The following is a 19,527-nucleotide window of genomic DNA, read 5'->3' as shown; positions in this document are numbered from 1 at the left end:
AACAGAGAATGCAGTACCTATTGATCGACAACTCAAACACCCGAACCAAGTTCGCGCTAGGCACCCCTGAGCAACTCGGTCAGACGGTGGCGATCATCCCCACAGCTGAGATATCTAATCTCTCGCTCGACTCAGCGCTCTCCGGCATTTCCTTTGATGCAGTAGTCCTTTGCTCCGTCGTACCTGATAAGGCTCTCATAATGGCTAGCTACTTTGCTAACTATCCATTTCACCAACTCACCTCGAATAGCATTTTAGGCATCGAAATAGATTACCCTAATCCAGCTCAAATCGGTGCCGATAGACTGGCTAATGCAATAGGAGTTCAAGCTCTCTTTTCTTCACCCGCCATCGTTATCGACTTTGGCACAGCAGTTACATTCGATGCCATTGGCCCGAATAATAGCTACCTAGGTGGAGTTATCGCCCCAGGTCTAGCCTCAATGACTCAAAACCTAGCCAAGCGTACAGCCCTCTTACCTCGAATCGAACTTAGTGAGCCGGAGCGCGCAATCGGAAAATCAACTACCGAGGCCATGCTCGCCGGTGCTGTCTTTGGCTACCGCGGTCTGATCAAAGAAATCATCCACAAACTCAGCGAGGAAATGCAGGCCACACCTACCGTCGTCGCGACTGGAGGTGATGCTGCGCTGATTGCGCGCGGGCTACCAGAGATTCACCACGTCTCCCCCACTCTCACTCTAGAAGGCATCCGCATTGCCGCCACCCTTCAATTTTAAATCCACTTCACCACCATGGAATTTACTAACAAAGCAATCGGCGTCGACTTCGGCGGCACCTCCATTAAATTTGGAGTCGTACTCGGAAAACAAATCATCGCAGAAGCACCACCAATTCTGCCCACTGACTACCCGAAGCCAAACGACCTCATCCAAGCAATTGCAGATACATGCATAACACTCATTGCCCAACACCCTGAGATCAAAGCTATTGGGTGCGGCGTCCCAGGGTTCGTAAATACTCCAACAGGACTCATTCATAATCTCACAAACGTCCCAGGCTGGGTAGACATCCCCCTACGTGACCTCCTATCGCAGAAAACTGGACTCCCTTGCATCGTCGAAAATGATGCCAATGCTATGGGCGTTGCTGAATGGAAACTTGGAGCCGGCGCTGGCTACCAACACCTCATCTGCCTCACTCTAGGCACAGGAGTAGGTGGAGCCATTATCGTAAATGATCAGCTCGTCCGCGGCGCTCAATTCGTTGCCGGTGAGTTAGGACAAACTTCTATCCACTATAATGGTCGCGTCGGTGCCTATAATAATCCTGGAGCCCTAGAAGACTATGTAGGAAATAACGAGTTCGCCGCAGATGCTCAGCGCGCTTACTTCGAAGCAGGAATCGAAAAGACACTCGACGCCTGCACCCCTGCAGCACTCGATGCCGCCGCCACCGCTGGCTGCGAAATCGCCATTGCCTGCTGGGACGACTTTGCCCGTAAGCTCGCCTGCACTTTAGCCAACTGTTGTTGGCTGCTTAACCCAGAAGCCTTTGTTATCGGTGGTGGAATCAGTAAAGCAGGAGAGACACTCTTTCAGCCACTCCGCAAGCACGTGGCAGCTCAACTAAGCGCACCATTCCGCGACCACCTTCAAATCGTTCCTGCAAAATTCTCAAATGAAGCAGGAATCATTGGTTGCGCAGTCCTTGCTCTCGAAGCCACTGAGACTGAACAACTCCAGAGTTAAGTTCAGCACCCCAACATTTTCGTCATAATTCTTAGGTCGACTTTAACTGCACTAAATCTCTCTAGGCAACAACACACTTAATACGCTCTATGGCTCCTAACTATATTGCCTAATACAGAAGTGGTCTCACTTTTTTACCAGCCTTCACCTTAAATTCCTTCAAGGATCGATCAATACTAGCAGCGCTGATTGTCTTTAATTGCTGCTGAACTTCGTCTGATACGTCGAGGTAGGGAACCCATATGGACAGCATGTCTTTCATGCGTATGCCACAGGGTTGATCCATGACCAACCAACAGCTTTTTAGAGCTTCGATGCTTTTTTCACTCGTAGCGATGATTGGGCTAGAGTGTCCTCATTTATGAGGCAACGGGAGCTATTCGGAACTCGACCAATCTTTTTTTGGTGTCTCCTTCAATGAGGCAACACGCCAGTTCGAATCCGCGCTGTAAAAAATTGACTTCGATCTTTTTTTCATCACAATCACAATGAAGTTGTTTGAGAAAATTCAACAACCTCATAAGTATACTAAATAATACACCTAAAACAAATATTAATTAATATGAATACCTCCAAATTTAAACTTCTTGCTGTTGCCGCAACTTGCTGTGGCCTATCTTCAGCTTCAGCCGTAACTTTATATGAAAATGGCGTACTAGCCTCCGACGGCCTAACCCTCACTGATTTGCAAGCTGATGGATGGACTGTAATATACAATGAATTCTATGACGATGACACCTCGTTTACTGATGTAGCAGACTGGGCCACAGCAACAGGTACAGGATCTGTATTTATAGGAGCATTAGACCTATCTGGAAATGTACTACTTGGAGCAACAGGTACAGCTGAAGTTCTCACTGTTACAAACTCTGATACCGTAGCATCTTCATATGCATCAAGCAACTTACATTGGTACAACTACAACCCGACAGGCACCTCTGGCTCTGTTGGCTTTGCATTAAACAGTGATGTCACCTTAAATTCTGCCGACACAGCTACCGCTGATGGTGAATATCGCCTTTCATGGCACACGCATGGTGATGTTGGTGGCTACCGCGTCGGCAGCACCACAAGCCTGAACTCTAGCACAGATTACGTAAAAGTAGTATTAGTCAGCGCCGCTGTCGCCGCTGTACCTGAACCAAGTAGTATTGCATTACTTGGCTTAGGAAGTGTAGCCCTTCTATTCAGACGCAAGCGTGCATAGTATTTAATACTCACTATTTTTTTAATGCCTAACATGCTTAAAAGCGTGTTAGGCATTTTTATTCTACAGCTCCTCCTATAGAGGAACGTAATTACCTTTATTTTCGTAAGTGATTTGCGTCGACACGTCCGACTTAATAAGGCAATCGCAACGCACCATGCTCGTGGTCGCGTAGTAACTCCGTAAGTTGCTGGACCACATACACCAGTTCGCCTAACGTAATATAAAAAGGTGGCGTGAATGCTAAAATATTGCCATCGGGTCCGTCGGCTAGCATCACCACTCCCCTCTCGAGCATTTGACCAAGCAACTTTCCGGCCACATCCCCCGCAGGTCTCCCGCCCGGGTGACGAAGCTCCACCCCTATCATTAGACCGCGCCCACGCACCTCGTGAATCAAAGGCGAGTCCATTTCTTCTAACATCGCCACCAGCTCTCTCCCCTGACGCTCGACATCTGCGGCGACTCTAGGATTCGCATGAATCTCTAATGCCTTCACCGCCATCGCACAGCCCACTGGATTCCCCAGGAAAGTACTCGTATGCAGCGCCTCGCCTGGACTCACTGGCCACTTATCCATCACCTCAGTTATTCCTACACAAGCCGAAATGGGGTAACCACCAGACAGAGCCTTCCCCACACAGATCAAATCAGGAAAGACCCCCTCCCACTCACACGCAAAGAGTCTACCAGTCCGGTTAAACCCGCTGTAAATTTCATCAAAAATCAGCACCACATCGTTCTCGTCAGCCCATTCTCGTAGAATTTTCAAGAAACCCATTGGCGGCACAACCTTGCCGCCACGCCCTTGGATAGGCTCTAGAAGAAGCGCCCCAATACGACTAGCGGGCAATTGATTCAATTGATCGCGTAGCACATCTAAATCCCTCTCCTCTTTCGGAAAATCTAACTCATGTCGAACATCAGCCAACTGCGAGTCAAACGGTCCTCGAAATTTATCAAATCCACCACCGAGTAAAGCACCGTAGCCAAGCCCATGATAAGCATTCCGAAAATGGATCACCCCCGGCTTGCCTGTGGCTATAAATGCGGTCTTTAGAGCAATCTCAACGGCCTCAAATCCGGAATTTGCCAAAACGGTTTTCCCGACTCCTTTCCCCCATCGCTCAAAAGTCAACTCGGATAGACGCTTACAGACTTCTACTTTAAGCTCAGTCGGATGCACATCGCCCATCGCATGCATAAGCTTTCCACTCTGCTCCACCATAGCCTCTCGCAGAGGTGCATGCGTATGACCTAGACCAGCAACACCGAAGGCACTCGTCACATCAATATAACGATTCCCATCGGCATCCCAAACACAACTACCCTCAGCGCGCTCCCAAAAAATAGGCCAATCCTCAGCCACATAAGTCACATTATGGCTCTCATATTTTCGTAACTCGGCAGCGAGCTCCACTGAGCGTGGACCAGGAATCGCAGTTTTTAGTTCAGGCAGCATAGCTATACACATCATTCTGATTCACATCAGAATAACAATCAGATTTCAACAATCCTTCACTAGTTTTTCGCTGAACACTTCTTGCATCTCATTAAAAATCATGCTGTCTTCCGTTCGCACTACCTATGTATTCTCACATCATCTTTGATCTCGATGGAACACTCATCGAGTCCCTCCCTGGGATAGCCGCAGCACTCAATACTGCACTCGCTGCATCGGAACTGCCGACTCACAGTATCGAAGACGTTCGTACTTTTATTGGAGACGGCTCCTACACACTCTGTGAACGAGCTACTACAGATCAACCTGCAGAAGTCATTCATGCTATTCACGAGATTTTCCTGAAAGAATATCCAGCAGCTTGGAAATCCGGCACTACAGTATACCCAGGTATTCATGAGCTCATACTTGAACTCAAAAACATGGGCTGTACCCTCAGCGTCCTCTCTAACAAAGTGCACGCATTCACCACTGAAATGGTGGAACACTTTTTCCCTGAAAAACCTTTTGACCTCGTACTAGGTCAACGTGAAGGAATTGCAAAAAAGCCAGACCCGTCTGGTATCCATGAGCTATTGGGTGAACTCGATCAATCCAGCTCCAATAGCATTCTAGTTGGCGACTCCACCGTCGACATCGTCACCGCTCGCAACGCAGGCATAAAGTCCATGGCGGTCACTTGGGGCTACCATGATAAGCCAGTCCTTAAAGCGATCGCTCCGACACTCACAGCGGATACAGTTTCACAGATTCTTGAACTCCTCACACCCAAGCAGGTGCCGATTTTTCGCAGACCTGCATAAAGTGGAAAAACCGGTGCATTAAATGCATCAGCTAGCTTAAACCTCTCGACCACTATATGACATGCTGGCCGAAGCCCACGTATACCTAGACCAGCTGCGCTCAGAGGGTGTTGATATCCCCGACAGCCGTTACTCAGAGATCTCGTCGGAGATCCACTCATCCGGAAGCTACCGTATGAACCAACTAGAGCTACTCTGGGCTGCGAAGCTAGCATGGCGAAACAGCGAGAAATGTATCGGTCGCCTTCACTGGGAAAACATCGAAATAATCGACGGCCAATCAGCCAAGTCAGCGAGCGATGTCTTTCAACTCTGCGTAGAACACCTACGCCACTCCACCAATAGCGGGCACATCCAGCCAATGATGAGCTTTTTTCCACCTTCAAAAGGCAGAGAAAAAGTCAGAATCGTCAACTCTCAGCTCATACGCTACGCTGGATACAAACTCACCGATGGACAAATCCTAGGAGACCCATCCCAAACAAAGATCACGCAGCTAGCGCTCGATCTGGGATGGCGCCCCTCTAAAGCAAAGACTCAGTTCGACACACTCCCACTGATTATCCAATTCCCAGGTGAACCCCTTCAGTTTTTTGAGATCCCATCAGATGCGGTACTAGAAGTGCCTATCCGCCATCGCGAGCTCGAGTGGTTCTCAGATCTAGAGCTGAAGTGGCACGCCCTCCCCGCCGTCTCAGATCGCACACTTGAAGTCGGCGGACTATGCTTCACTGCAGCACCCTTCAGCGGCTTTTATATGGGAACAGAAATTGGAGCCCGAAACTTCGGCGATATCGACAGATACAATATGCTACCGATTATTGCTGAAAAAATGGGGCTAGACACTCGAAAATCAGACAGCCTCTGGCAGGATCGAGCCATCATTGAACTCAACTCAGCTGTCCTATTTTCCTTCCGCGCTGACGGCGTAACTATCATCGACCACCACACAGCTTCTCGTCAGTTTATCAAGCATATTGAAAACGAGAAAACCAAAGGCCGAGAAACCCCAGGAAACTGGAGCTGGTTAGTACCCCCCATTTCAGGCTCCACATGCCCCGTCTACCACCGGAGCTATACAAAAGAAAAGCTCTGCCCATTTTTTGCAAAGCAGAGTTCCTAAAGTGACACCCTCGCTCCCCCCCCTTTTGCTACTCCGCCTTCGGCATGAAAATCCAGAGAAGAATGTAGGGTAAGAAGCCAAAGCCAAAGCAAAGCACGGATGCGACAAAGATCACCCTCCATACCCAAGTTGGAATATTAAGGTTTAATTTCCTACTCAACGTGTAACACACGCCACCAAACATCGGTTTATCTACAGAAGCACTCATCGGCCAACAATTAAACAAAATCATTTAATGGGGTCGATTACGAAACAGTGAGGATTTTACAACGCTTGTAAATACACTTCTTGTGCTGAGAAAAAACGTTTTCTCGCTTAAAAATTTCAAATGCGCCAAAAAGTTCGCCCACCTTTTGAGTGAATCCACCTTGAGGATATGAGCCCGATGAGATGTGGTCCCGGGCCAATCAAAAAGCCGGTTAAAGCTTCTCGTAGTTGCCGTCGATACGCTTTTCCAGCACAGTGAACCCGGCTTTCTTAGCGTCAATCTTCGACATAGGTTTGGTGATACTTGGTGTGTTGACCCGGCTGATCACCTTCTTGACCGGGTGTCTACAAAGTGGACATTTCTCCAAAGGAGCTCTATCCACTGGTCTTCTTAGCTCAAAGCCCTTCGAACACATACGACAGCTTTCCCCAGCAACGCCGGGGTTTTCTGATATGTATTCATAAAGAGGCATTTGCCTAAGTTAGTTTATTAACGATTCTCTTTATAGATCCAATGACGCAAATGACGCGAGTCGGCATTCTTAACCAACTCACGCCATTTAGAAATTGTTTCTATAGCACTGTAGCGCTTCGTATTACCATGAGGACTTGGTCACACCCGGGATCATCCCGTGTGATGCAAGCTCGCGGAAAGCAATACGAGAAAGCTTGAAGCGACGGAGGAAACCGTGACGACGTCCTGTGTATCCACAACGGTTTACAACGCGTGTCGGTGATGCATCACGTGGAAGCATGCTAAGTCCAACATAATCTTTCTCTTGCTTAAGTTGCTCGCGGAGCTTCGCATACTTAGCTACAGTCTTTTTCTTGCGCTCGTTACGCGCGATCCAGCTTTTCTTTGCCATAGGGACGGCGAGATGTATACAGATCAACCTGTCAATCAAGACATTTTTACCCTTTTTCTGAAGTTCTAGCTTTTTGCTACGTACACTCTATGAATAATCACCCAAAAGTGGTTAGGAACCAGCCTCCTTCATTATAGATTACTAATAAAATTATGCTCACAAAGACACTCACAGCACTCTGTACCACAGTAGCTATCACTTTCTCAGTGACCGCAGCACCAACACCTAAAGTCACTACGCTCGAAATCGGCGCTCAAGCTCCAGACTTCTCACTCGAAGGAACAGACGGCAAAACCTACACTCTCAATTCCTTTAAGGACGCGAAGTACCTCGTCACCGTCTTCACTTGTAACCACTGCCCTGACGCTATCGCAGCTCGCGGTAAAATAAATCAGTTCGCCAAAGACTATAAAGACAAAGGCGTAGAAGTTGTCGCTATCTCGAGCGCATCCATGGACGGTGTCATGCTCTGGGAAAATGCATTCTCTAAATACGATGACGACTTTGAATCCATGAAAAAAGTCGTGAAAGAATACGAACTCGTTCACCCCTACCTCAATGATGGAGAAGCACCGCAAGAAGCTTCCCAAGCATACGGAGCAGTTGCCACCCCTCATGTATTCATCTTCGGCCCTGAGCGTAAACTCCTCTACCAAGGCCAATTCGATGACGGCAAGCGCGACCCTGGTCCAGCGAAAAACTCTCCGGCTATCGATGCTATGAATGAAATCCTTGCCGGCAAGCCCGTCACCAAACCAACTAGTCGCGTCTTCGGCTGCTCTACTAAGTGGCACTGGAAGTCCGAGATGGTCGCTGAGCGCACTAAAGAATGGGAAGCAAAGCCAGTAAGCGTGGCACCTATGGACACAGAACTCGCCAAAGCTATCGCCAAAAATGATACGAATAAGCTACGTCTCATCAACCTCTGGTCTACCACTTGCGGACCATGCGTTGCTGAATTCCCAATGCTTGTAGAGACCTATCAGCGTCACTCTCTCCGCCCTTTTGAGCTCATCACCATCTCTATTGATGATAAAGAAGATGCACAGAGTGTGACCGACTTCGTTGTCGAACAACACCTACCACTTGCACGCTGGACTGAAAAATCAGTGAAGAAAGAAGGCCGCGAGACCAATAACTTCCACTTCCAAGGCGATGACCTCGAAGCCTTTGCAAAGGCTATCGATCCAGAATGGCAGGGCCCTATCCCTTACAGTATTCTTATTGCTCCTGGTGGTGAAGTAGTCTGGCGCCACACTGGTGAACTCGACGAACAAGAACTCCGCAATGTCATCATCGATGAATTAGCAAAAGTTCAAAAGCCAAAGCACTAGCTTCCCAGCACACTTAAATTGTAATGAACGACTTCGCCTGGCTAGGCCCAGCTCTCATCTTTGGCTTGATCGCTGTACGTCTCGGTCTGCCCCCCATGATTGGCTACCTAGCCGGCGGATTCTTACTCAACCTCTACGTCGATGGCCCCAGCTTAAAGCTGGCTGGCATCGGCAACTTAGGAGTCACCCTCCTCCTCTTTACCATCGGGCTTAAGCTCGATGTCAAATCGCTGATGAAACCAGTGATTTATTTGGGAACTACCTTTCACACACTCGCCACAGTTCTCTTTTTCGGACTCGGCATTTTCCTCACCAGCTTCACAGGACTAAGCCTCTTTGCTGATCTAAATTTCGCCAGCTCAGTCCTCATTGCCTTCGCGTTAAGTTTCTCGAGCACTGTATTTGCAGTAAAAACCCTGGAAGAAAAAGGCGAGCTCTGCTCCCGCCACGGCCAAGTCGCTATCAACGTCCTCGTCATGCAGGACATCTTTGCGATCATTTTCCTAGCTCTCTCTACCGGAAAAGTGCCAAGTCCATGGGCTGCCCTCCTCTTGCTCCTCTTCCCTCTGCGTAAAGTCCTACACAAGTTCGTAAGCTCAGTGGGCCACGGCGAGCTCATGATCATCCTCGGCTTAGCTCTAGCCTTTGGTAGCTGGTCTCTCTTTGAAATCCTAGGGGTCAAGGGTGACCTAGGCGCTCTCATCGTAGGCGCCCTCATCGCGTCCCACCCATTATCAAACTTAATGGCGAAGAAGCTTCTTGGATTTAAAGAGCTCCTCCTTGTCGGCTTCTTCCTAAGTATCGGCATGTCAGGTACCATCACTCTGAGCACCGTACTCATCGCTTTGTTTATAGCCCTTCTTGTCATACTCAAAGCAGCCCTCTTCTTTTACCTCTTCACTAAGTTTAAACTGCGCTCGCGCACCGCTGTTCTTAGCACTCTTAACCTCGCTAACTACAGTGAATTTGGACTCATCGTAGCAGCCATTGCTTTGAATAAAAAATGGCTCACCGGCGACTGGGTTGTCATCATAGCCCTCGCTCTCAGCCTAACATTTATCATGGCTGCTCCGCTAAATAATCACGCCAGAGCTATCTATGCACGCTATCGAGACCGCTTTGACCCGCATCAATCACCAGAGATCCTTGAAGAAGACTCAGCCCTCACTTCCCCCTCTACAGAAATTGTTATCATCGGCATGGCGAGCATTGGCACGGGAGTCTATGACATACTCTCAGAAAAATACGGCCCCATTATCGCTGGCTTTGATTCCTCCGCAGACGTCGTTGCCGAGCATAAAGCCGAAGGTCGTGTAGTATCGCAAACGGATGCCACCGATGAACAATTCTGGCACCGACTCGCGCAAGGCAATGTCCGCAAGCTCATCCTCGCTATGCACGACCACGAGACTAACCTCGCAGTCACCCGTCTCAGCAGCGAACTCAAATGCCAACGCTTCGCTGTTGCCGACTACGACCTGCAAGCCGAAGAACTTGAAGCTGCAGGTCTCGACAAGGTCTGGAGCCTAAAATCTCAAGCAGGGATGATCTATGCCGCCGACCTTCTTGAATATAATGCAGGTAAATATACCCCAGCGACATAGTTGCTCCACACTGCGGCCCCATACATAGCCACGATATATGGCTGCAGTGTTTCCAATGAACACTTGTACACACTCTCCTTTTTTCACTGAAATGGCACATGTCATGCAGTACTGAGCATGTACCATGCTAATCATCACGCTACTATGAATCCAGAATGCACGACGGAAGATCAAGCCCTAGAACATGAAGTACTCATTCTTGGAGGTGGCTTTGGCGGTATTTATGCGGGAAAAGCTTTGGGTGAAAAATTAAACGGTCAGTGTGAATCAGCCCTGGTCAGCGAGAACAACTACATGGTGTTTCAGCCAATGCTCGCAGAGGTTGCTGGCGCCTCCATTTCGCCACGTCATGTGATCAATCCAAATCGCATGCTCTGCCGAAACCTCAACGTTTACCGAGGTAAGGTCAGCCGTATTGATCTCAAAAACAAAGAGGTCACCATCAATACAGGACACTACACCCGAGAGGTGAAAATTCGCTACAAGCACCTAGTCGTCGCTCTTGGAGCTGAGATTGACTTGAGGCGTGTACCTGGGATGCCCGAACATGGACTGCTCATGCAGAACGCCGGTGATGCCATGAAACTCAGATCCACTGCGATTGCTCGACTCGAAGAAGCAAATTTTGTTCGCAACCCTGAGCTTCGCCGCCAGCTCCTAACCTTTGTTGTCGTCGGTGGTGGCTACTCAGGAGTTGAGACCGCTGGTGAGATCCTCGACATGCTTCTCTCGCTGCGTAAGTACTACAAACAAATCAACAAAGAAGACATCCGCGTCACCCTCGTCCACAGTCGTGACCGCATCCTCCCCACGCTCAGTGAAAAGCTCAGCCACTATGCCGCTGAAAAACTTCAAAAACGAGGACTCGAGCTCTGCCTCAACACTCGAGTCAAAGCCGTCACATCCACGAAAGTTTTCCTCAATAACGGCGAGGTCATTCCCTCAAACACCGTCGTCTGCACCATCGGCAATGCGCCAAATGCTCTCGTCCGAAAAATGATTCAAGAGTTCGACCTACCCACCGAACAAGGCCGAATCAAAGTTGATGCAACGATGGCTGTGTCAGGATGGGACGGTTTATGGGCGCTCGGTGACTGTGCTTGGATGCCCATGCCAAATGGTAAGCCCTACCCTCCAACCGCCCAGTTCGCTATGCGTCAGGGCACCCAGCTCGGCAAAAACATTGTCAGCCATTATAAAGGAAAGCCTGCTCAGCCATTCACTTTCGAGGGACTCGGGGAACTAGCCTCCATTGGACACCGCACCGCTGTAGCAAACCTCATGGGGGTTCAAGTCTCAGGCTTTCTAGCATGGTTCCTCTGGCGCACCATCTACCTCAGCAAGCTACCAGGGCTCGAACGTAGAATGCGCCTCACCATCGACTGGACACTCGATCTCTTTTTCCCCAGAGACCTTAACCTCGTCGACACCGCCGAAACGGAAGTCATTTCAGAAATCCACCTAGAGGCTGGCGACACTCTCTTTTCCACAGGTGATCCAGCATTCTCACTTTACGTAGTGAAATCTGGTAAAATTGAACTCAGAAATGAAAAAGGGGAAACAGTGCGTAAACTCATTGCCGGCGACTTCTTTGGCGAACGCGCCCTCGTGCATAAGAGCGGCTATCTCTACGATGCCATTGCAGCCGAATCGACCCGCATGATTTCCGTCCCTGGAGAAACCATCTTACCAGTACTTCAGCACAGTAGACGCCTTAGACGCGTGCTCGCAAAAACCACCGCGCAAGCCTCCGCCGAAAGCGAGCTTGAGACCATCATCGAACAAATCCCTGCCTTTGTCTGCGACAAGCCACTCGATCAGATCATGCACAGCCCGATTGCTGCACTGCACCAAGAAAGTACGGTATCAGACGCGCTCAGACTCTTTAAAAAGAAACGCTACAGCATTTACCCAGTAATCAATGATGAAGGACAGCTGGTAAATGTCATCGACCGTGATGATTTCTTTGACTTTATGAAACACAGTGGAGTCACCAGAACCACCTGTATTTCCCACATGGAAAACTTTCACATTCCCACTTGCTCAAGCAGCGACAGCGTCACCAATGCCGTCAGCGAAATGATCAAATCGGGCCGCTACAAATGCCTCATCAACAACTCTGATGGAGAGCTCGTCGGTATTGTCACCATGAATGACATCATGAGTGCTGAACAGTTGCTCGATACTCCCAACAACTAATGAGCCCACAACGGCCATTCGCGCATTAAAGTACGAAACATAAAAGATTGCCTGAAACTGCATCCTGAAACATAACACCTCAAACGACTTTCTCACATATGTCCGATAAACCATTTCATTTCCAAAAGCAGTTTCCACTTGGCCCAGACAAAACAGAATACGAATGCATCTCTACTGATGGCATTTCTGTAGAACAGCTTGGTGATCGCGAGATCCTCACAGTGAAGCCAGAGGCTCTCACCATGCTCGCTAACGAGGCAATCAAAGCCATCTCCTTCAAGCTGCGCCCATCCCACCTCAAACAAGTCGCCGCCATCCTCGACGACCCAGAAGCTACTGACAACGACCGCATGGTCGCGCTCACGCTCCTCCGCAATGCTGAGGTAGCAGTCAACGGCATCCTTCCAAACTGCCAAGACACAGGCACAGCCATCGTCATGGGTAAGAAAGGTGAAAACGTCTACACTGGAGCAAACGATGAAGAAGCGCTATCCCACGGAATTTATAAAACCTACACCGAGGAAAACCTCCGTTACTCGCAGACTGTTCCTCTCACCATGTACGAGGAAACCAACTCAAAAACCAACCTCCCAGCGCAGATCGACCTCTACGCGACTCAAGGAAATTCCTACGAGTTCCTCTTCATCACCAAAGGCGGCGGCTCAGCCAACAAGACTTTCCTCTTCCAAGAGACTAAGGCGCTGCTCAACCCTGATTCTCTCAAGTCCTTCTGCCTTGCTAAAATGGCAACCCTCGGCACCTCAGCCTGTCCGCCTTATCACCTAGCCATAGTTGTTGGCGGCACTTCAGCCGAAGCCAATCTCAAGACAGTTAAGATGGCCTCAACTCGCTATTACGACGAGCTACCAACCGAAGGTAACGAGCACGGCCAAGCATTCCGCGATACCGAACTCGAAAAAGAACTTCTCGAGCTCTCTCGTGAAATCGGAATCGGCGCCCAATTCGGCGGCAAGCACTTCGCACTCGATGTGCGCGTCATCCGCCTACCCCGTCACGGAGCTTCCTGCCCAGTAGGCATCGGCGTTTCCTGCTCAGCTGACCGCCAAGCAAAAGCCAAGATCACTAAAGACGGTATCTTCCTCGAGAAACTCGAGACAAACCCAGGCCAATACATCCCTGAGAAATTCCGTGAGTGGAAATTCAAAGGCGTCGAAATCAACCTCGACGAAGGCATGGACAAGACACTCAAGACTCTTTCCCAATACCCAGTCACTACAGCTCTCTCACTCAATGGTCACATCATCGTCGCCCGCGACATCGCCCACGCGAAACTCAAAGAAATGATCGATGCCGGTAAGGAGCTCCCTGACTACGTCAAAGACTTCCCTATCTACTACGCTGGCCCCGCTAAGACACCAGAAGGCCTAGCTTCCGGCTCCTTTGGTCCGACTACCGCAGGTCGCATGGACGGCTACGTACCTATTTTCCAAGCGCAAGGAGCCTCCATGGTTATGCTTGCAAAAGGTAACCGCTCTCAGCAAGTCACCGACTCCTGTAAAGAGTACGGTGGTTTCTACCTCGGCTCTATCGGCGGCCCAGCTGCTATCCTAGCTAAAGATCACATCAAGAAAGTCGAAGTCGTCGACTTCCCTGAACTAGGAATGGAAGCAGTCTGGAAAATTCGTGTAGAAGACTTCCCCGCCTTCATCCTCGTCGATGACAAAGGCAACGACTTCTTCCAGCAGCTCAATTCCTGCCCGACCTGTAAATAAGGCAAGGCGGCTCCGAAAATAAGGTAGGGCAGCGTCAAAAAAGGTAGGGCGGCTTCGCCGAAGACGCCTCCTGCCTCAGACCTCCTTCACACTCCAACCAAAGCCAAGTTGCAGCCCGCAGCTTGGCTTTTTTTCATTCTCGACGACGCGTGAAGCCTAACATTAAATTTCTCTATGTCGTCCCAGCTTGAAAACTTGATCTCGCAACTCTCAAAAAAAGGGCTCAGTGAGGAGCAAATCTACGAGAACCTCCTCAAATCTAAAAAAATCAAAGAGTCCTATACCCTATCAGACATCTACGCCTATCTAGCGAAAGAACGAATGGCCTCAAACATTCTCGGACGAAGTAACCCGAGTAAAGCCATCGGCCGCCGTATTTTCGGTGCTCTCTGTCTCGCTGGATCGATCTATATCTTAACCAATGTCTGCCAACCTCATTCAGGAAGACTGGGCTCCAAAGTAGCAGGCTACGCCATCGCCCTCGCCATTCTAGGCCTCATCCTTATTTTTAAGCCTCGAGCAGAAATCGATATTTAAATTCTCTTGAATATCAGTTAAGTAATCATTCCTAACCTGCTCTATCCTATCTCTATGAAATTTTTCTTATTCCTTCTCCTTCTTCTCGCTGGTGGCTTCGCCTTTTGGAAATACCAAGACCAGCTCCCATCATTTTCTAACGAAAAGACAGAAAACGGCATCGTCACTCACATCGTAGTAAAGGGTGACACACTTCACGCGCTCTCTAACAAATACAACACCTCTGTTTCTGACATCAAGCACCGCAATGGTCTGAACAGCGACATCATTCACCTCAACGATAAGATTAAAATAAAGCCGGGTGAAGCAGGGGAAACACCTAGCAGCACTCCCTCTACTGTAGCCCAGAAACCTACTCAACTAACACCTAAGGCAGCACCTCCGAAACCAAAGTCAGTAAAACCGACCAAACCTGTGGCTAAAAAAGAACTACCCAAGTCCACCGTCATGGAGACCTCTACGATCGCCATTGATATTGACGACCGCAATCAGGTCTATTTAAAGAACAATGACGGTAAATTCGCACCCGCCGGCTCGATCATCTACGGTTCTGATGCAGACGCCAGTGGCATGGAAGTTAAGACTATAACCTTCCGTGACCTCAAGGGGAAAGAAACCACTCTGCCAAACTCTGCCGATCCACAGGAAGTGATTCGCCTTGCTCTGAAGAAGCAATAGCTTTCCAAGCCTCGGGGTCTTTCAGCCCACGGTGATGGAAAAAGATAATTTGGCTTAACTTGGCAAACAGTGGATTTCCAATCGCCAAATTTAGCAAACTGTTTGGCAACGCTATATTATCCATCCCCCATCGTAACATTTGCTTAGTTCTCCACTCGGGACGACGCCATTCTAATAAAGCTGCTGGGTGGCTAATTCTTCCATCTAGGAAGTCAGCAATTGCCACACCGGCAGCCTTCCCTACTTGTAGCGACGGATGAATCCCTCCAGCCGTCAAAGGTGAAACCCAGCCAGCGGCATCACCTAACAATATCGATCGATCCGTATACCACTCGCGTTTTGCACCACCACAGGGAATCAACCCTCCACGCCTCTCTACCACTTTTGCATCTCTAAAATCGAAGAGCTTCCTCAGTTTTTCTAAAAATCGTTCCAACTGTGGCTTATGTGGTTTCCTTACTGCCAACCCGATCTGGGTAACTCCCACTCCTGGCACTACCCATGCGATGTATCCTGGGGCTATTTCACTATCTAAGAACACATGTAGTCGGTCTTGATCCACTCCGCGCACTCCACTCATTTCCACTTCGGCTCCCACCAGAAACTCCTTATTCTCGGGTAACCCAAGCAACCTTCCATAGTTTGACCGCGCCCCATCGGCCCCGACCCCAAATCGAGCGCGCACATTTTGCTTCGAAAATTCGACACCATCCTTGATCTCACGTAGCTGGGCCACATTCTCTCCAGTTCGAACCTCAGCTCCATTCAGCTCAGCCTGCTGCCCCATCCAGCGCATTAGATCAGGAGTATTGATCGCTTGAAAACGGTAACCTGGACTCTCGAGATCCACACTTTGTAGGTTCGGAGCATACAGCCGCACACCATGGATATCACGCTTCAAGCGCGCTGGAACATCCAGCACATCGGCGGCCTCTCCCACAAAGATCCCTGTCGTTCGAATCTTTTCACCCAAGTCCTTTTTTCTCTCTAACACAAGAGTATCTAATCCATGCGCTGCTGCACTACGCGCACATGACAACCCGGCATAACTACCTCCGACAATTACAGTATCAAATGAATTCATCCCATCTGACATACTATACTTTTCACCATTTGTGTGGCCCTTCACAGAGTTTTCACAAAACCCTACTTTCTCTTCACACTGTTTTCAATTAGACTCCGGCACAACCGTTAGATTAACTAATTATGCAATGGAAAGGTAGACGCCAAAGTACAAACGTTCAGGATCGCCGTGGCGAGCGAGTCAGCAAGGCTGGCAGCAACCCCGCTGTGAGCTCAGCCATCATGGGGCTCTTCTTCCGCAGTAGTGGGAAAACCAAACTTGTTCTCGTTCTGCTCGCGATCTTTGGCTTCACCTTCTGCAGAGGGCCTATGCTAGAAATCCTCGGTTTCAATAGCACTCCAGCTAACAGCAGCTATGTTGCCAATTCCTCAGACAAGGAAATGAAAGCCTATCTGAGCACCATGGTGGCTGACAACGAAACCGTCTGGGGAGAAATCCTCCCCGAATACAATTTATCTTTCAGGCCTGCGCAAATGACTATTTATAGCCAAAGGGTCAACATGCCTGGTGGCTATGCAGACGCACGCATGGGGCCCTTCTACCTCCCCGCTAACGAAACTATTTATATCGACCCCAGCTTCTTCACTGAGATGAAAGAAAAATTCGGAGCCACGGGTGACTTCGCTGAAGCCTACGTCGTCGCACACGAATACGGGCACCATATCCAACACATCATGGGCCGCCTCAAGGAGCTCCATAGTAGCCGCGAAAAAGTATCCCAACGTGACTTCAACAGACACTCCGTCCGAGTCGAGCTTCAAGCTGACTTCCTAGCTGGCGTCTTCGCCCACCATGCTGACGAAACCTTCAAGAAATTCCTAGATACCGGCGACATAGAAGAAGCGATGCGATGCGCCGAAGCGATCGGCGATGACCGACTCCAACAGCAAAGCCAGGGTAAAGTAGTCCGTGACTCCTTCACACACGGCACCTCTAAACAACGCGCCTATTGGTTCAACAAGGGCTACACCTCAGGGGACCTAAGAGAAGGTGAAGCTCTCTACAGTCTTCCCTATGACCAGCTATAAAAAACGCCCGCAGGATTACTCTGCAGGCGATTAAAATCTAGAGGTATATATGCCCCTACTTAGTTTCAGAATCTATTTTAGCAGCGTGATCTTGGAAGATTTTGAGTTCACGCTTAACCACAGGTAACAGTAGATAAATACCCACCATATTAGGAATCACCATTGCAAAGAGCATTGCATCCGAAATACGTAATACATTACCCACAGATGCTGCAGAACCGATTACTACAAAAATACAGAACCCGACCTTATAACTAATTTCTGCAATCTTATTGTCGATACCGAAGAGGTAGTTCACCGCCTGCTCACCATAATACGACCATGAAATCATCGTGGAAAATGCAAAAAGAATCACAGCAATCGAGAGCACTTTTGGAAACCAGCTAAACTGTCCAGAAAAAGCCCTAGATGTCTTCTGCACACCTGCAATTACCTCAACATTTTGCATCGGCACCCAGAGGTTCCCTTCTTCCTGCCATACTTCTCCAAAGCTTACAGCAGCATCACCTTCACCCACGGTCTGCTTATCAAGAATGCGAAGCTCAGTCCCTTTCTCTACAGTCTTCACCACTGTTTGCTCCAGCGCAGGTTGGCTATACAGAGCCACTTGCTCATCTTTAGTAACTCCGTCTACTTTCCAAGTGCCTGAGATCACTAATACCAGAGCAGTCATCGTACAAACAACCACCGTATCCGTGAATGGCTCCAATAAAGCAACAAGACCTTCAGAGGCTGGCTTTTTCGTTTTCACCGCTGAGTGAGCAATCGGGGCCGACCCAATTCCTGCTTCATTTGAAAATGCCGCACGCTTAATTCCCTGAATCAGCACACCTACAAAACCACCGCCGATAGCAACTGGTGAAAATGCTCCAGCGATTATTTGCTGAAATGCTGATGGGATCTCACCAGCATTGCTAAGAATAATGTAAAGTGCGGCAACTAGATAGATTCCACACATGAATGGCACGAGAAAAGAAGTCACTCGGGCAATGGATTTAATCCCACCAATGATCACAAAACCAACAATCACAGCGATAATAATCCCAAAATAAATTTTATCCCCACCTTGGAACACTCCAAAGGAATCTGCAAACTGAGAGGCGGCTTGGTTCACCTGAAACATATTCCCTGCACCGATTGCTCCACCGACACACATCACCGCGAAAAATACAGCTAACACCTTACCAAATCCAGCCATACCATGCTCGGCCAAACCATCCCTTAGGTAATACATCGCACCACCATGCGTCTTTCCTTTTTTATCAAACTTTCGGTACTTCACACCGAGCGTACATTCGGCAAACTTGGTAGTCATCCCACACAGCCCCATCAAAATCATCCAGAAAGTAGCTCCAGGACCGCCAATACCAACAGCAACTGCAACACCAGCGATGTTCCCTAAACCCACTGTCGCAGATAGAGCTGCGGTGAGTGCTTGGAAATGCGTAATCTGCCCAGGAGCATCCGGGTCAGTGTACTTCCCCTTAACAGTATTAAACGCCAATCCTAGACAGCGAATATTGATGAACTTGAAATAGAGAGTTAAGAAAACCGCTGTTAGTCCCAAAACCACTAAGACGATGGGAAGAGAATTACCTCCTACAGGTATAGAGAAAAATATTACCTCCTCTAACACATCTGCTACACCTCCTAGCGCGGCATCGAATCCATTGCTATCTGCCGCTGAGGCCGATGAAATTGAGCTTAAGAAACTTATCAATAAAGCTCCTAACCAGAGTAGTGGGTGACGTTTGGAAGTGATCATATAAAACGTTAGTTTGAAGCTAAAACACTGACAGAGCACTTTGCCAGCTCAAGGATAAAAACATTACACGAAAGCCTCCCCCGTCTACCTAACAATCCCTATTACCACTCTGCGATTCAAAAGAGACTAATGCTGGAGTGATTTCCTGGTCAATCAAGGCGTGACGAAGGAGCGGTGCGAGCACC

The 19,527-nt window shown here is 48.9% G+C and carries 19 protein-coding genes; 12 read left to right on the top strand and 7 right to left on the bottom strand.

Going from position 1 to position 19,527, the window contains the following annotated elements:
* Nucleotides 1-8 precede the first annotated feature (8 nt).
* Entirely contained in the window at nt 9-740 is a 732-nt protein-coding gene (locus ACSHX2_RS09425; RefSeq protein ID WP_435692689.1) for a type III pantothenate kinase, read from the top strand.
* A 15-nt stretch (nt 741-755) separates the two neighbouring features.
* Complete coding sequence (locus ACSHX2_RS09420; RefSeq protein ID WP_435692688.1) at nt 756-1,712, top strand: ROK family protein; 957 nt, start codon at nt 756-758, stop codon at nt 1,710-1,712.
* A 109-nt stretch (nt 1,713-1,821) separates the two neighbouring features.
* Here ACSHX2_RS09420 and ACSHX2_RS09415 read toward each other — a convergent pair whose 3' ends face one another.
* Nucleotides 1,822-1,998 carry a hypothetical protein gene (locus ACSHX2_RS09415; RefSeq protein WP_435692687.1) on the bottom strand — a complete coding sequence of 59 codons (177 nt, stop codon included), beginning with the start codon at nt 1,996-1,998 and terminating at the stop codon, nt 1,822-1,824.
* Between the two features lie 276 nt (nt 1,999-2,274).
* On the opposite strand from ACSHX2_RS09415, the gene ACSHX2_RS09410 reads away from it, so the two are divergent.
* Nucleotides 2,275-2,919 carry a PEP-CTERM sorting domain-containing protein gene (locus ACSHX2_RS09410; protein ID WP_435692686.1) on the top strand — a complete coding sequence of 215 codons (645 nt, stop codon included), beginning with the start codon at nt 2,275-2,277 and terminating at the stop codon, nt 2,917-2,919.
* A 133-nt stretch (nt 2,920-3,052) separates the two neighbouring features.
* Here the strand turns inward: ACSHX2_RS09410 and ACSHX2_RS09405 are convergent, their stop codons facing one another.
* Complete coding sequence (locus tag ACSHX2_RS09405; RefSeq protein ID WP_435692685.1) at nt 3,053-4,381, bottom strand: aspartate aminotransferase family protein; 1,329 nt, start codon at nt 4,379-4,381, stop codon at nt 3,053-3,055.
* A gap of 125 nt (nt 4,382-4,506) precedes the next feature.
* Here ACSHX2_RS09405 and ACSHX2_RS09400 point away from each other — a divergent pair, with 125 nt between their 5' ends.
* Nucleotides 4,507-5,184 carry an HAD family hydrolase gene (locus ACSHX2_RS09400; RefSeq protein WP_435692684.1) on the top strand — a complete coding sequence of 226 codons (678 nt, stop codon included), beginning with the start codon at nt 4,507-4,509 and terminating at the stop codon, nt 5,182-5,184.
* A gap of 61 nt (nt 5,185-5,245) precedes the next feature.
* Nucleotides 5,246-6,307 carry a nitric oxide synthase oxygenase gene (locus ACSHX2_RS09395; protein WP_435692683.1) on the top strand — a complete coding sequence of 354 codons (1,062 nt, stop codon included), beginning with the start codon at nt 5,246-5,248 and terminating at the stop codon, nt 6,305-6,307.
* Nucleotides 6,308-6,335: 28 nt separating this feature from the next.
* On the opposite strand, the gene ACSHX2_RS09390 is transcribed toward ACSHX2_RS09395, so the two are convergent.
* The 3 genes from ACSHX2_RS09390 to rpsN all read right to left on the bottom strand — a co-directional run bounded on the left by ACSHX2_RS09390 (nt 6,336) and on the right by rpsN (nt 7,380).
* Entirely contained in the window at nt 6,336-6,491 is a 156-nt protein-coding gene (locus tag ACSHX2_RS09390; protein WP_435692804.1) for a PspC domain-containing protein, read from the bottom strand.
* Nucleotides 6,492-6,726: 235 nt separating this feature from the next.
* Nucleotides 6,727-6,987, bottom strand: a complete 261-nt coding sequence (locus ACSHX2_RS09385) for an FmdB family zinc ribbon protein (protein WP_435692682.1) — start codon at nt 6,985-6,987, stop codon at nt 6,727-6,729.
* 123 nt (nt 6,988-7,110) lie between these two features.
* Nucleotides 7,111-7,380, bottom strand: a complete 270-nt coding sequence (gene rpsN / locus ACSHX2_RS09380) for a 30S ribosomal protein S14 (RefSeq protein ID WP_435692681.1) — start codon at nt 7,378-7,380, stop codon at nt 7,111-7,113.
* Between the two features lie 152 nt (nt 7,381-7,532).
* Between rpsN and ACSHX2_RS09375 the strand changes: the two genes are divergently transcribed.
* From ACSHX2_RS09375 to ACSHX2_RS09350, 6 genes are all read left to right on the top strand, one after another.
* A complete protein-coding gene (locus ACSHX2_RS09375) occupies nt 7,533-8,714 on the top strand; it encodes a redoxin family protein (RefSeq protein WP_435692680.1) in 1,182 nt (393 codons plus the stop codon).
* A gap of 23 nt (nt 8,715-8,737) precedes the next feature.
* Nucleotides 8,738-10,318, top strand: coding sequence for a cation:proton antiporter domain-containing protein (locus ACSHX2_RS09370; protein WP_435692679.1), 1,581 nt, complete (start codon nt 8,738-8,740; stop codon nt 10,316-10,318).
* A 144-nt stretch (nt 10,319-10,462) separates the two neighbouring features.
* Nucleotides 10,463-12,517: an FAD-dependent oxidoreductase gene (locus ACSHX2_RS09365; protein ID WP_435692678.1), complete on the top strand. Its 2,055-nt coding sequence runs from the start codon at nt 10,463-10,465 to the stop codon at nt 12,515-12,517.
* 98 nt (nt 12,518-12,615) lie between these two features.
* On the top strand, nt 12,616-14,250 hold the full coding sequence (locus tag ACSHX2_RS09360; RefSeq protein WP_435692677.1) for a fumarate hydratase: 1,635 nt from the start codon (nt 12,616-12,618) through the stop codon (nt 14,248-14,250).
* Nucleotides 14,251-14,424: 174 nt separating this feature from the next.
* On the top strand, nt 14,425-14,787 hold the full coding sequence (locus ACSHX2_RS09355) for a hypothetical protein (protein WP_435692676.1): 363 nt from the start codon (nt 14,425-14,427) through the stop codon (nt 14,785-14,787).
* A gap of 54 nt (nt 14,788-14,841) precedes the next feature.
* Nucleotides 14,842-15,465 carry a LysM peptidoglycan-binding domain-containing protein gene (locus ACSHX2_RS09350; protein WP_435692675.1) on the top strand — a complete coding sequence of 208 codons (624 nt, stop codon included), beginning with the start codon at nt 14,842-14,844 and terminating at the stop codon, nt 15,463-15,465.
* On the opposite strand, the gene ACSHX2_RS09345 is transcribed toward ACSHX2_RS09350, so the two are convergent.
* Nucleotides 15,389-16,594 carry an FAD-dependent monooxygenase gene (locus ACSHX2_RS09345; protein WP_435692674.1) on the bottom strand — a complete coding sequence of 402 codons (1,206 nt, stop codon included), beginning with the start codon at nt 16,592-16,594 and terminating at the stop codon, nt 15,389-15,391. The two genes, ACSHX2_RS09350 and ACSHX2_RS09345, sit on opposite strands and share 77 nt — an antisense overlap.
* A gap of 77 nt (nt 16,595-16,671) precedes the next feature.
* Here ACSHX2_RS09345 and ypfJ point away from each other — a divergent pair, with 77 nt between their 5' ends.
* Nucleotides 16,672-17,577, top strand: a complete 906-nt coding sequence (ypfJ, locus tag ACSHX2_RS09340; protein ID WP_435692673.1) for a KPN_02809 family neutral zinc metallopeptidase — start codon at nt 16,672-16,674, stop codon at nt 17,575-17,577.
* Between the two features lie 55 nt (nt 17,578-17,632).
* On the opposite strand, the gene ACSHX2_RS09335 is transcribed toward ypfJ, so the two are convergent.
* Nucleotides 17,633-19,342, bottom strand: a complete 1,710-nt coding sequence (locus ACSHX2_RS09335) for an alanine/glycine:cation symporter family protein (RefSeq protein WP_435692672.1) — start codon at nt 19,340-19,342, stop codon at nt 17,633-17,635.
* Nucleotides 19,343-19,527: the final 185 nt, after the last annotated feature.

Origin of the sequence: Rubritalea sp., from assembly GCF_051252225.1 — a bacterium.
Taxonomy (GTDB): Bacteria; Verrucomicrobiota; Verrucomicrobiia; order Verrucomicrobiales; family Akkermansiaceae; genus Rubritalea.
Note: the sequence above shows the minus strand (reverse complement) of the source record. Positions and strands in the feature narration are given on the sequence as shown.

Excerpts from the sequence above, each read along its gene's own strand:
- ACSHX2_RS09425 (WP_435692689.1), top strand. The coding sequence starts at position 9 with ATGCAGTACCTATTGATCGACAACTCAAACACCCGAACCAAGTTCGCG.
- ACSHX2_RS09420 (WP_435692688.1), top strand. The coding sequence starts at position 756 with ATGGAATTTACTAACAAAGCAATCGGCGTCGACTTCGGCGGCACCTCC.
- ACSHX2_RS09415 (WP_435692687.1), bottom strand. The coding sequence starts at position 1,998 with ATGGATCAACCCTGTGGCATACGCATGAAAGACATGCTGTCCATATGG.
- ACSHX2_RS09410 (WP_435692686.1), top strand. The coding sequence starts at position 2,275 with ATGAATACCTCCAAATTTAAACTTCTTGCTGTTGCCGCAACTTGCTGT.
- ACSHX2_RS09405 (WP_435692685.1), bottom strand. The coding sequence starts at position 4,381 with ATGCTGCCTGAACTAAAAACTGCGATTCCTGGTCCACGCTCAGTGGAG.
- ACSHX2_RS09400 (WP_435692684.1), top strand. The coding sequence starts at position 4,507 with ATGTATTCTCACATCATCTTTGATCTCGATGGAACACTCATCGAGTCC.
- ACSHX2_RS09395 (WP_435692683.1), top strand. The coding sequence starts at position 5,246 with ATGCTGGCCGAAGCCCACGTATACCTAGACCAGCTGCGCTCAGAGGGT.
- ACSHX2_RS09390 (WP_435692804.1), bottom strand. The coding sequence starts at position 6,491 with ATGTTTGGTGGCGTGTGTTACACGTTGAGTAGGAAATTAAACCTTAAT.
- ACSHX2_RS09385 (WP_435692682.1), bottom strand. The coding sequence starts at position 6,987 with ATGCCTCTTTATGAATACATATCAGAAAACCCCGGCGTTGCTGGGGAA.
- rpsN (WP_435692681.1), bottom strand. The coding sequence starts at position 7,380 with ATGGCAAAGAAAAGCTGGATCGCGCGTAACGAGCGCAAGAAAAAGACT.
- ACSHX2_RS09375 (WP_435692680.1), top strand. The coding sequence starts at position 7,533 with ATGCTCACAAAGACACTCACAGCACTCTGTACCACAGTAGCTATCACT.
- ACSHX2_RS09370 (WP_435692679.1), top strand. The coding sequence starts at position 8,738 with ATGAACGACTTCGCCTGGCTAGGCCCAGCTCTCATCTTTGGCTTGATC.
- ACSHX2_RS09365 (WP_435692678.1), top strand. The coding sequence starts at position 10,463 with ATGAATCCAGAATGCACGACGGAAGATCAAGCCCTAGAACATGAAGTA.
- ACSHX2_RS09360 (WP_435692677.1), top strand. The coding sequence starts at position 12,616 with ATGTCCGATAAACCATTTCATTTCCAAAAGCAGTTTCCACTTGGCCCA.
- ACSHX2_RS09355 (WP_435692676.1), top strand. The coding sequence starts at position 14,425 with ATGTCGTCCCAGCTTGAAAACTTGATCTCGCAACTCTCAAAAAAAGGG.
- ACSHX2_RS09350 (WP_435692675.1), top strand. The coding sequence starts at position 14,842 with ATGAAATTTTTCTTATTCCTTCTCCTTCTTCTCGCTGGTGGCTTCGCC.
- ypfJ (WP_435692673.1), top strand. The coding sequence starts at position 16,672 with ATGCAATGGAAAGGTAGACGCCAAAGTACAAACGTTCAGGATCGCCGT.
- ACSHX2_RS09335 (WP_435692672.1), bottom strand. The coding sequence starts at position 19,342 with ATGATCACTTCCAAACGTCACCCACTACTCTGGTTAGGAGCTTTATTG.